The sequence below is a fragment of the Streptosporangium sp. NPDC023615 genome, from assembly GCF_040640155.1.
Taxonomy (GTDB): Bacteria; Actinomycetota; Actinomycetes; order Streptosporangiales; family Streptosporangiaceae; genus Streptosporangium.
The window spans coordinates 1-11,526 of record NZ_JBFABE010000113.1; the positions used below are offsets into that span (position 1 = coordinate 1).

The window sequence follows — 11,526 nt, forward strand, 5'->3', positions numbered from 1 at the left end:
ACGGAGATCGGATAGTAAATCATCGGCTTGTCGTAGATGGGAAGCAACTGCTTGGAGGTCGCGAGGGTCAGCGGGTGTAAACGCGTCCCGTTTCCTCCGGCAAGGACTATGCCTTTCATCGGAGCTCCTGCGTTTTCGTCTGCGGCGGTGCCTGAGACTACTGTTCAGGCTCGTCCGGAAATCAACCCCCGCCGCCCGGCGAAAGGGGTACTGCCTTTCGGCGGAGTGAATGTGATAGGGCTTGTGACGTGTCCCGGTCGTGACCGGCCTCGGCGGGGGCGCAGGGACGGCCGCTCCACCCGCGCCGAGCCGCCCCGCCCCCCCGCGGGCACGCTCGCACCCCCGGCGGCGCCCGTAGGCCCGGAAGCCCGTACGCCCGGAAGGACGACAAGGACGACCATGCGCATTCTGTTCGCCACCTACGCGGAGAAGTCACATTTCCTGGTCATGGTTCCGCTGGCGTGGGCGCTGCAGGCCGAGGGGCACGAGGTCCGGGTCGCCAGTCAGCCCGACCTGACGGACGTGATCACCCGGTCGGGGCTGACCGCGGTGCCGGTGGGCAGGGACCACAGTCTCTGGCGGGCCAACAGGGCGTTCGGCTTCTTCGACCCCCGCAAGAAGCACAAGAGGGCGGTGCCCTTCTTCGACGAGGCGGACAACAACCCCGAGCGGCTCACCTGGGAGCACCACAAGCGGGGGTACGCCCAGTTCGTCCCCTGGTGGTGCAGGCTCGTCAACGAGCCCATGATCGACGGGCTGACCGAGTACTGCCGCAGCTGGGAACCCGACCTGGTCATCTGGGAACCGGTGACCTACGCCGGGGCGATCGCGGCCGAGGCGTGCGGGGCGGTCCACGCGCGGTTCATGTGGACCCTGGACCTGTTCGGCCGGATGCGCGGCCACTACCTGCGGGTCAAGGAGCAGCAGCCGCCGGAGGGGCGCGAGGACATGCTGCAGGCCTGGATCACCGCGCACGCCCGCAGGTTCGGCGTGGAGTTCTCCGAGAGGATGACCACCGGCCACTTCACGATCGACTACACGCCGCCCTCCCTGCAGCTGCCCCCCGACCCGATCGCGGGCCCGGAGCCGCACCGCGTCCCGGTGCGGTTCGTCCCGTACAACGACCGCGCGGTGATCCCGCCCTGGCTGCGCGTCCCGCCCGAGCGGCCCCGCGTCTGCCTGACGCTGGGGACCACGTCGGTGGAGAACCTGGACGGCTACCTGGTGCCGGTCCAGGAGATCCTGGACGGCCTCGCCGACCTGGACGTGGAGATCGTCGCCACGCTGCCCGAACAGCACCAGGCGGAGCTGGAGCGCGTGCCGGACAACGTCAGGCTGGTGAGCTTCGTCCCCCTGCACGCTCTGCTGCCGACCTGCACGGCGGTGATCGACCACGGCGGGAGCGGCACGTTCTTCACGGTGCTGGCGAGCGGCGCCCCCCAGCTCGTGCTGCCCAACCTCTTCGACGAGCCGCTGCGGGCGCGCTACCTCGCCGAGCAGGGCGCGGGGCTGACGATGCACAGCAGCGAGGCCACCGGCGCCCGGGTCCGGGAGGCGCTCCTGCGGCTGCTGGCGGAGCCGTCCTTCACCCGGGAGGCGCGCAGGATCCGCGACGAGATGAACGCCATGCCCGCCCCCGCCGAGGTGGCGGCCGCCATTCCCGAGCTCGTCGAGACCTACCGCGCCGCCGTCCCGGCCGCCGGTCGCTGAAGGAGAGCACCATGTACGAGGCCGAGCTGGCGGACGTCTACGACGCGATCTACGCCGGACGAGGCAAGGACTACGAGGCCGAGGCGGCCACCGTCGCCGCGCTGGTCCGCGAGCGCCTGCCCGGCGCGTCGTCCCTGCTGGACGTGGCCTGCGGGACCGGGTCGCACCTGAGGCACTTCGCCGGGCTCTTCGACCACGTCGAGGGGCTGGAGCTGTCGGCGGACATGCTGGCCGTGGCGAGGACGCGGATGCCGGGCGTCCCCACGCACGAGGGCGACATGCGCGACTTCGCGCTCGGCCGTACCTTCGACGCGGTCACCTGCATGTTCAGCTCCATCGCCTACATGCGCGACGACCGGGAGCTGGCGGCGGCCGTCGCGACGATGGCCGCCCACCTGACCGACGGGGGAGTCCTGGTCATCGAGCCGTGGTGGTTCCCCGGGTCGTTCCTGCCCGGCTACGTGGCGGGGGACGTGGTCACGGTGGACGGCCGCACCCTGGCCAGGGTCTCGCGCACGGTCCGCGAGGGCGACGCGAGCGTCATGGAGGTGCACTACGTGGTGGCCGACGCCGCCACGCCGGCACGCCACTTCACCGTCACCCACGTGAACACCCTGTTCACCCGGGAGCGGTACGAGGACGCGTTCGCGGCGGCGGGGCTGAAGGTGGACTACATCGAGGGCGGTCCCTCGGGCCGGGGACTGTTCGCCGGCACGGCCGGATGACCCTCCGACCGCGCGCGTAGGAAGGTCTGGATGAGATCGGGAAGCCGCTCCCTGACGGGACAGACACCATAGGCGCCCGCCTGGCGCACGGCGGCGCTGAGGTTGGACAGCTCCGTCTCGAACCAGACCCTGGCCTGCTCGGCGCCGCGCAGGCGCAGGGGCGCCGAGCCGTCCGGCGTCAGGGGCGGCGGCGGCAGGGGGTAGCGCGAGGGGTACAGCAGGCGGATCGCGGCGTCCGCCGTGCGCAGGTAGTGGATGACCAGGCGCGAGACGGCGGCCCGCCGCGTCCGGTAGGGCATCTCGGTCATGGCGCGGTCCTTGGCGTACGCGCGCAGCATGTCGTCGTGGAACCTGAGCCGGTTGCACGGCGTGATCCGCAGCAGGTGCCCGCTCAGCAGGGAGTCGACGATCCGCCGCGCGCGCTCGTGGCCGACGTCCGCCATGATCGCGGCCGTCACCAGGTCGAACGTCGAGCCGCCGTGCAGGCCCATCAGGCGGAACATCTCCGCGGCGTCGGCGGGCAGCGCGCGGTAGGAGGAGGAGAACACCGACCGCATCGACGACTGCTCGTCGCACTCGGTGTCGGCGCTCTCCAGCAGCTCGTCCCGCTCGGGGAGCGTGCGGCTGTCCACGGCGAGCTCGCCGTGGAAGCGGCTCGTCATCCGCTCCGCCGCGATCCGCAGGGCGATCGGAAGGTAGTCGCCGACCTGGCAGAGCCTGGCGGCGAGGGGGTGCTCGGCCTCCCCGCTGGCCTGCCTGATGACGTTCCGCACCAGCGTCACGGCGTCGTCCGCGGGCATGAGGTCCAGCGTCATGCGCAGCGCCCCGTCGCGGGTGGTCAGCCCCGACAGCCTGTTCCTGCTCGTGACCAGGACCAGGCAGGAGGGGTCGCCGGGCAGCAGGGGGCGCACCTGCTCGGCCGACCAGGCGTTGTCCAGCACGATCAGGATCCGCCGGCCCGCCACCAGGCTCCGGTAGCGGGAGGAGAGGGCCTGGACGTCCTCGCCGGGCTCGGGGGCGTTGCCGAGGCCGGTCAGCAGGTGGCCGAGCGCCTCGGCGGGCTCCATCGGCCGGGCCGTGTTGGAGAAGCCCCGCAGGTCCAGGTGGAGCTGGCCGCTCTGGTAGGCGTCGGTGAGCCCGCGGGCGAAGCGCAGGGCCAGGGCCGACTTGCCCACGCCCGGGGCGCCGCTGATCAGGATGACCCCGGCCTCGCCGCGGACGTCGGCGGCCGAGGCGAACTCCTTCAGCCGTCGCAGCTCCTCGTGGCGCCCGGTGAACCCCGGGACGTCGCGGGGGAGCTGGGCGGGCACCACGAACGGGGCGAACGAGCCGGAGACGCGGGAGGTCAGCGTCACCGGGGAGGAGTCGGCGGGGGGGACGGGCGAGCGCAGGGTGCCGTTCAGGATCTGGTCGTGGCAGCGCAGGAGGTCCTCGCCCGGCTCGATGCCCAGCTCCTTGATGAGCAGGCGCCGCACACTGTGGAACTGCTTGAGCGCGTCGGCCCGCCTGCCGCAGCGGTAGTGGGCCACCATGAGCAGGTAGTGCAGCCGCTCCCGCAGCGGGTGGGTGCGGACCAGGCCGGACAGGTCACCGATGACCTCGCCCGCGCGGTCGGCCTCCAGCAGGAGCTGGGCACGGTCCTCGATGGCGGTGAAGCGCAACTCCTCCAGGCGGGTGCGCTCGGCGTCGGCCAGCGGGCCGACCACGCCGTTCAGCGCCGGGCCGCGCCACAGGGCCAGCGCGGTGTCCAGCCTCTCGACCGCCTGGGACCAGGTGCCCGAGCGCTGCAGGTGCCGGACGTCCTCCAGGTGCTCCTCGAAGACCTGGGCGTCGATCCGCTGAGGTTCGATCTCCAGCAGGTAGCCCGTGCCGTCGCCCACGAGCAGTGCGGAGGGCGCCCTCCGCTGTCGTTTGGGCTCGAAAGTACGCCTCAGACGGGCTATATATGTGTAAATGCTGCTTTCTACGGTTATTGGAGGGTTTGCTCCCCAAACCGCGTTGATCAGTTCCTGCCGGCTCACCGAGGTCCCCGGACGTGTCGCCAGAGCGACGAACAGACTACGCTGCGTCGGCGAACCCAGATCGAGCTCATCATCGCCTCGCATCGCGCGCACCGGCCCGAGGAGACGTACCTGTACCAGGTCGTTCAACGACGCTCTCCCAATCTCAGCCCGAGCAGAGATGCGGCGGAAGGACACCTGAGCGCCCGCTCAGGTCCAAATGCCCGGACCTACGCATATAGCCATACCTAGGTGAACGAACCAGGTGCAAGCCACGTTCCTGGGGTGACGCGATCGTTATATCCGTCACGGGCACCCCGTGTGCCCCACCTGTAACAGGGTGCCCATGCGCCCCAGGAGTGAGAGGGTGTCTCGCTGGCGGGACACCCCATGCCCTGCGACGGGCCGGCGGCGGGCCGCCGGTCCCCGGGCGCGCGATCGCGGGCGGCCGGGCGCGGCCGCCGCCCGGCGCGGCGGGAGCGGCGCCGTCCCGCGGGCCGGGAAAATCGGCGCGGCCCTTGTGGACCGCCGCCCCATGTAATAGAAGATTTGTTCCCGGCTCGTACGGAAAAGCGTATCCGAGGCGGTGACGAACCCCCTGGCCCTCGGTTAACGTCTAGCCCGGCATGGGATTCCCGAACTTCCCGGTGAGGCGCTGGTGGTCATCGACGGCATTGATTCTCCGAGAGGTGGTCCGCCCAGGAGGGCGGTCATCACCGGTTATGGAGTCCTTTCCCCCTTCGGGGTGGGCTGGGAAACCGCCTGGGAGAACATGGTCCAGGGCACGAGCGCCATTCGCGAGCTTTCCGGAATTGACGTCTCCGGCCTTCCTGTGAGAATCGGCGGCCAGATCGTGGATTTCGATCCCGAGACATGGCTGCCGTCCCCCCTGGTGCGGCGCACCACGCGGCCGGCGCACCTGGCGCTGGTGGCCGCCGTGCTCGCGCTGAGGGACGCCGGGCTCGAGGTCGACGCCGGGCTCGCCCCCCGGACGGGGGTGACGGTGGGCAGCGCCTGCGGTGCGAGCAGCGTGCTCGTCGAGGCCGGGGCCGCCTTCGCCGCGCGCGGACACATGGCGCTGAGCCCGTACACCTTCACCTCCACGGGCGTGGTCACCGTCGCCTCGGAGGTCGCCCTGCACGTCGGCGCCCAGGGCCCCTCCACGTGCATGACGACCGCCTGCGCGACCGGGGCGACCTGCGTCGGCGAGGCCATGCGGCTGATCCGGCGGGGCGAGGCCGACGTCGTCCTGGCCGGTGGCGCCGACGACGCCCTCACCCCCTTCGACCTGGCCGCCGCGGCCAGGGCCAGGGCGCTCTCCCGCCGCAACGACGACCCGCCGGCCGCCAGCAGGCCCTTCGACACCGGCCGCGACGGGTTCGTGATGAGCGCGGGCGCCGGCGTCCTGGTCCTGGAGAGCGAGGAGCACGCCCTGGCGCGCGGGGCCCGGGTGTACGGGGAGGTGGCCGGGTACGGCGCCACCACCGACGCCTACAACCTGACCAGCCCCCACCCGGAGGGCACGGCCGTCGAGCGGGCCGTGCGCCTGGCCCTGAGGGACGCCGGCGTCACGCCGGACGAGGTCGGGTACGTCAACGCGCACGGCACCGGGACCCGGATGAACGACGCGGCCGAGATCAAGGTGATCCGCCGGGTGTTCGGCGAGCGGGCCACGTCCGTGCCGGTGAGCTCGACCAAGAGCATGACGGGCCACATGCTCGGGGCGGCCGGGGCCTTCGAGGCGATGGTCGCCATGGAGGCCGTCCGGACCGGGATCGTCCCGCCCACCGTCAACTGCGACGACCCCGAGGACAAAGAGATGAACTTCGTGGCGCACCGGGCCCAGAAGCACGCGGCGGACGTGGCGGTCAGCAATTCCTTCGGATTCGGCGGCCACAACGCGGTACTGGTGCTGCGCCGTCTGCCGGACGTGTCACCCTGACCTGCACGAGAAGTCGGGAAAGCCGTCCAATGTGATCGTGAAGGGATGGAAGAAATGTCCGCAGAGCAACAGGAAATGCTTTCCAGTCTGGCCGAGATCGTGGAGAGGGTGGCGGGTGTGCCCGCGGAGAGGGTATTGCCGGATAAATCGTTCACCGACGATCTCGCGCTCGACTCCCTGGCCGTCGTGGAGGTCGCCTTCTCCATGCAGGAGCACACCGGCGTCGACATTCCCGAAGAGGACCTCGCGCGTATAAGAACGGTCCAGGACTTCCTCGATCTCGTCGAGCACTCCGCGGGGCGGAATTGACCACCCAGAGCGCTCCGGAACACGGTGACGTCGCCCCCCCGGGCGCCGTGACCTACACCGAGGTGTCGCCGCAGGAGCTGCTCGCCTCCGGTTTCGCGGCACCGCGGATCAACGACGACCCCTGGCTGGTCCGCTGGGACCTGCTCGACCCCGGCGTCGACGTCGACCGGTTCGTCCTGGACGGCCTGGCCGAGACCGTGGACCTGGAGACCTCGGGCAGCACCGGCCCGAGCCGGTCCTGGCGGCGGACGCGCGAGCAGATGTGGGCCGAGGCCGGACTGCTGGCCGGGCTGATCGAGCGCGACCGTCCCGAGGCGCTGCTGTCCTTCGCGCCGCCCCGGCACGTGTACGGCGCGCTCGCGAGCGTGCTGGTGCCCGCCCGCCTGCGCCTGCCCGCCTGGTACCGCCCGCGCTACTTCGGCGCCCTGCCGGACCCGCGCGACCTGCGCTGGGCGGTCGTGGCCGTCCCCTGGACCTTCTCCATCCTGCGCAGGCACGCCTCCTGGGTGAGCCGGACCGGGCACCTGAGCGTGCTGCACAGCACCGCGACCCTCCCGCTGGCGGCGGAGTCCCTTCTCGAGGAGACCGAGCAGGGGCGGATCCGCCTCGTGGAGGTCTTCGGCTCGACCGAGGCCGGCGGCATCGCCTCGCGCGCCTGGGCACCGGACCTGCCGCCGTGGGAGCTGTTCGCGGACGTGGAGTTCGCCCCCCACGACGGGAGCGGCGACGAGACCGGCGACGGGGCCGGCGGCGAGGCGGGCGGGGCGTCCGGCGACGAGACGCCGCTGGTGGTGCGCAGCCCCCGGCTGGCGTTCCGGCCCGGCGACGCGCCCGCCGACGTCTGGCGGACCGGCGACTACGTGCGGCGGCTCGACGACCGCACGTTCCGTTTCGACGGGCGGCGCGACCGGCTCGTGAAGATCAACGGCCGCAGGGTCGACCTCGACCGGCTGGAGGAGTCGGTCAGGTCGGTGCTCCCCTGCGCGGACCTGGCCTTCCTCCCGGTCACCGACGCCTTCAGCGGCGAGAACTTCGACCTGCTCGTGGTGCCGGAGGGCGAGGGAGCCCTCTCCGTCACGGAGGTGCGCGCGGCGGTGGGGCGGTTCGACGCCCGGCCGCGACAGGTGCGCCTGGTCGATCGGATCGACCGTTCCGACACCGGCAAGCTCCGGCGACTACAGCGACCTTCCCTTTCCGACGCGGGAGCAGACACGTGACAGCCTTGATCGACGGACGTTCAACCGGGAGCCTGGCCTCGATCGTCAGGAGCACGCACTGGGACGCCAGGGTGGGGCCCTGCGATCACGAGGACGTCCGCCGCATGCGGGCCAGCGTGGACCTGCTGGCCGACAGACTCTCCGGCGACGAGTCGGTGTACGGGGTCACCCACGGCTTCGGCCCCCTGGTGGCCTTCTCCGCGTCCGACTCCCCGATGGAGCAGGGCGCCGGCCTGATCGCCCACCTGGGCTCCGCCCAGGGCAGGCCGCTGGCCCCCGAGGTGAGCCGCCTGATCGTCTGGCTCCGCCTCAACAGCATGCGCCAGGGCTACTCGGCCGTGTCGCCGGACTTCTGGCAGACCCTGGCCGATCTGTGGAACGCGGGTTTCACGCCGTCGATCCCGCGCGACGGCACGGTGAGCGCCAGCGGGGACCTGCAGCCGCTGGCCCACGCGGCACTGGCTCATGCGGGCAGCGGGGAGGCATGGGTGCGCGGCGACGACGGCTGGTCGGTGGTGCCCGCGGCGCGGGCCCTCGCGGACATGGACGCCAAACCGGTGGAGTGGTCGGCCCGCGAGGCGCTGGCCTTCGTCAACGGCACCAGCGTCAGCCTGGCGGTGTGCATCCTGAACCACCAGGCGGTGCTGCGGCTGGTGCGGGCCGTCGGCGTCCTGACGGCGAGGATCGCCGACATCCTGGGCTCCAACCCGGAGGCCTACCACGCCGGGATCGGCAAGGTCAGGGGTCAGACGGGGCAGCTCACCGTGGCGCGGTGGATCCGCGAGGACCTGCCGGCAGACATGGAGCGCAACCCCCTGCGGCCGCTGCAGGAGCCCTACAGCCTCCGGTGCGCCCCCCAGGTGCTCGGCGCGGTGCTCGACCAGCTCTACGGGGCCGAGGAGATCCTCGTCCGCGAGGCCATGGGCTGCACGGACAACCCCGTCTTCTACGAGGGCGAGCTGCTGCACGGCGGCAACTTCCACGCCATGCCGATCGGCCTGTGCTCCGACCAGATCGGCCTGTGCCTGCAGCAGGTGGCCTTCCTCGCCGAGCGGCAGCTCGCCCTGTTGTGCGACCCGTCCTACAACGGCGGGGCGCCGCCGATGCTCACCCCCCGCCCCGGGGCGGGGAGCGGCCTGGCCGGGGTGCAGCTCAGCGCCACCTCGTTCGTCTCCAGGATCAGGCAGCTCGCCTACCCGGCCTCCCTCACCGCGCTGCCGACCAACGGCGGCAACCAGGACCACGTGCCGATGGCGCTCAACGGGGCCAACTCCGTGGCCGAGGCCGTGGAGCTGGCGTGGCTGGTCGTCGGTTCCCTCGCGCTCGGCGTGGCCCAGCGAGGGGCGCTCGCCGGACGGAACGAGACGGCCACCGGCCTGTGGGCCGACCTGGCCCGGATATCGCCTCCGCTGCAGGCCGACCGGCCGCTCGCCGCGGAGGTGCGCGCCGCGAGCGCCCTGCTCCAGGACGCCGCGGAGAGGCTGCTCGCCCGCGAGGACGACTGAGGCCGCCTGCCGACGAGGACCGAGGCCTCCGTGAGGCCCGGCACCGCGAGAGACCGGAATCCTCCGAGGAGGCCGGTACCTTCGCGGGACCGGGCCTCACGAGGGCCGGGAATCCCACCGGGACGGAACTCCCGGAAAGCGGGAAGACCGCGGCCACCACGGCCCCGCCGGGGCCGCGGGCACCCGCGGGAAACGAAGAACGAGGGCCTGTGCCCTCGACGGCGGAAAGGCGTTCCTCCCCCCGGAGAAACGCTCATGAGAATGTGAAATGCGAAAGGTCTGGTAACGACGGTGGCCAAAGCAACACGCCGTGGATTCCTGGAAGTGATGGCCGTCGCGGGAGGGGCGGCCGTCGGGCTGGCCGCCGGTGACTCGGAGGCGGGCACCGCGCACGCGGCCTCTCCCGTATGCCCCCCGACGCCGAACGCGTCGACGATCGGCCCCGACGACCCGCGCTACGCGGAGCTCGTCACGAGGGGCTACAACGCGCGCTTCATGGCGCAGCCGGAGTCGGTCCGCGTCGTCCACTCCGCCCAGCAGATCGTGCAGGTGGTCAACGAGGCCGTCCGCGCGAACAAGAAGATCGTCGTGCGCAGCGGCGGTCACTGCTTCGAGAACTTCGTGGACGACCCCTCGGCGTCGATCATCATCGACATCTCGGAGATGAACGACGTCTACTTCGACAACCGTCACAAGGCGTTCGCGATCGAGGCCGGCGCCACGCTCGGCAAGGCCTACCGCTCGCTCTACCTCGGCTGGGGCGTCACGATCCCGGCGGGCGGCTGCCCGAGCGTCGGCGCGGGCGGCCACATCGCCGGCGGCGGGTACGGCCCCCAGTCGCGCAGGCACGGACTCGTGATCGACCACCTCTACGGCGTGGAGGTCGTCGTGGTCGACCGCTCGGGGCGGGCGCGGATCGTCGTCGCCACCCGCGACGCCCGCGACCCCAACCGGGACCTGTGGTGGGCGCACGCCGGCGGCGGCGGCGGGAACTTCGGCATCGTCACCCGCTACCTGATGCGCTCCCCGAGCGCCAAGGGCAACGACCCCTCGACCCTGCTGCCCAAGCCGCCCGCGCGGCAGTTCGTGGTCTCGGCCAGCTGGAGCTGGGAGAACATGACCGAGGAGTCGCTCTCCCGGCTGGCCGACAACTACGCCCGCTGGCAGCAGCAGAACCACGCCGAGCCGACCTTCGAGAGCATCGACAGCTCGCTGACCATGTACCACCGCTCCAGCGGCAAGATCGAGCTGTTCCTGGGCATGGACGCCGCCGTCCCCGGCGCGGACGGCATCCTGTGGACGCTGGTGCAGACCGTCGGCGAGGGCGTCGGCATCGAGCCGACCTTCGACTACTTCAGCGCGGCGCCGTGGATGAAGGTGACCCTCTCCTACAACTCCGGTGCCGGTGCCGACGCGCTCATGTTCAAGTCGAAGGCTGGCTACCTGAAGAAGCCCTGGACCCCGGCGCAGCTCAAGGTCATCTACAGGTTCCTGACCGAGGGCGAGGGCGACGTCGGGGCGTCGGTCTACCTGATGTCGCTCGGCGGGAAGATCAACGCCGTGGACCCCGCGGCCACGGCCAACCCGCACAGGAGCGCCCCGCTCATCGGCTTCTTCGACATCGGCTGGTGGGACCCGGCCGAGGAGGAGAAGTGGCTGACGGCGATCCGCGAGGTCTACCGGGAGGTGCACGCCGACACCGGCGGCGTTCCCGTCCCGGGCGAGGCCTATGACGGCGCGTACATCAACTACCCCGACAACGACCTCGCCGACCCCGCGCTGAACACCTCCGGGGTGCCCTGGCACAAGCTGTACTACAAGGACAACTACCCGAAGTTGCAGCAGATCAAGGCCAAGTGGGACCCCAAGAACGTGTTCAACCACGCGCTGTCGATCCGGCTCCCGGGGGCCTCGCACTCCCTGCCGCCGCAGCCCCGCCCGGACGCCTCCCGCAGGTCGGCGAGGACCGAGCCCAAGAAGTACCCCGCCAGGGTGTCGCCGAGGCACGTGAACAACCTGCGCTCGCTCGGCCAGTCCGGCTGAGCGGAGGGGCCGCCCGCCGGGCCCCTCTCCCGCCTGCCGGGGTCGGCGCTCCCGCTCCTGCGGATCTACTCGGAC

The 11,526-nt window shown here is 71.6% G+C and carries 9 protein-coding genes; 7 read left to right on the forward strand and 2 right to left on the reverse strand.

What is annotated here, in order from left to right:
* Positions 1-119, reverse strand: a 119-nt coding sequence (locus AB0G16_RS37375) for a sugar phosphate nucleotidyltransferase (protein ID WP_362815545.1), incomplete at its 3' end; no start/stop codon positions are given.
* Positions 120-399: 280 nt separating this feature from the next.
* On the opposite strand from AB0G16_RS37375, the gene AB0G16_RS37380 reads away from it, so the two are divergent.
* Positions 400-1,710 (forward strand): activator-dependent family glycosyltransferase, encoded by a 1,311-nt coding sequence (locus AB0G16_RS37380; protein WP_362815533.1) that lies wholly within the window; start codon positions 400-402, stop codon positions 1,708-1,710.
* Positions 1,711-1,721: 11 nt separating this feature from the next.
* The gene (locus tag AB0G16_RS37385; protein WP_362815535.1) at positions 1,722-2,435 is read left to right on the forward strand and encodes a class I SAM-dependent methyltransferase; all 714 of its coding nucleotides are present in this window, start codon (positions 1,722-1,724) and stop codon (positions 2,433-2,435) included.
* Here the strand turns inward: AB0G16_RS37385 and AB0G16_RS37390 are convergent.
* A complete protein-coding gene (locus AB0G16_RS37390; RefSeq protein ID WP_362815547.1) occupies positions 2,381-4,540 on the reverse strand; it encodes an AfsR/SARP family transcriptional regulator in 2,160 nt (719 codons plus the stop codon). The two genes, AB0G16_RS37385 and AB0G16_RS37390, sit on opposite strands and share 55 nt — an antisense overlap.
* Before the next feature lie 553 nt (positions 4,541-5,093).
* On the opposite strand from AB0G16_RS37390, the gene AB0G16_RS37395 reads away from it, so the two are divergent.
* The 5 genes from AB0G16_RS37395 (at position 5,094) to AB0G16_RS37415 (ending at position 11,451) form a co-directional block, all read left to right on the forward strand.
* Positions 5,094-6,377 (forward strand): beta-ketoacyl-[acyl-carrier-protein] synthase family protein, encoded by a 1,284-nt coding sequence (locus AB0G16_RS37395; protein ID WP_362815537.1) that lies wholly within the window; start codon positions 5,094-5,096, stop codon positions 6,375-6,377.
* A gap of 54 nt (positions 6,378-6,431) precedes the next feature.
* A complete protein-coding gene (locus AB0G16_RS37400) occupies positions 6,432-6,686 on the forward strand; it encodes an acyl carrier protein (RefSeq protein WP_362815549.1) in 255 nt (84 codons plus the stop codon).
* Positions 6,683-7,903 carry a long-chain fatty acid--CoA ligase gene (locus AB0G16_RS37405; RefSeq protein WP_362815539.1) on the forward strand — a complete coding sequence of 407 codons (1,221 nt, stop codon included), beginning with the start codon at positions 6,683-6,685 and terminating at the stop codon, positions 7,901-7,903. Before AB0G16_RS37400 ends, AB0G16_RS37405 begins: the two co-directional genes overlap by 4 nt.
* Positions 7,900-9,408, forward strand: a complete 1,509-nt coding sequence (locus AB0G16_RS37410) for an aromatic amino acid ammonia-lyase (RefSeq protein ID WP_362815541.1) — start codon at positions 7,900-7,902, stop codon at positions 9,406-9,408. The genes AB0G16_RS37405 and AB0G16_RS37410 overlap by 4 nt, the downstream gene beginning before the upstream one ends.
* 291 nt (positions 9,409-9,699) lie before the next feature.
* Positions 9,700-11,451 carry an FAD-binding oxidoreductase gene (locus AB0G16_RS37415; protein WP_362815543.1) on the forward strand — a complete coding sequence of 584 codons (1,752 nt, stop codon included), beginning with the start codon at positions 9,700-9,702 and terminating at the stop codon, positions 11,449-11,451.
* Positions 11,452-11,526: the final 75 nt, after the last annotated feature.

Excerpts from the sequence above, each read along its gene's own strand:
- AB0G16_RS37400 (WP_362815549.1), top strand. The coding sequence starts at position 6,432 with ATGTCCGCAGAGCAACAGGAAATGCTTTCCAGTCTGGCCGAGATCGTG.
- AB0G16_RS37385 (WP_362815535.1), top strand. The coding sequence starts at position 1,722 with ATGTACGAGGCCGAGCTGGCGGACGTCTACGACGCGATCTACGCCGGA.
- AB0G16_RS37390 (WP_362815547.1), bottom strand. The coding sequence starts at position 4,540 with ATGCGAGGCGATGATGAGCTCGATCTGGGTTCGCCGACGCAGCGTAGT.
- AB0G16_RS37380 (WP_362815533.1), top strand. The coding sequence starts at position 400 with ATGCGCATTCTGTTCGCCACCTACGCGGAGAAGTCACATTTCCTGGTC.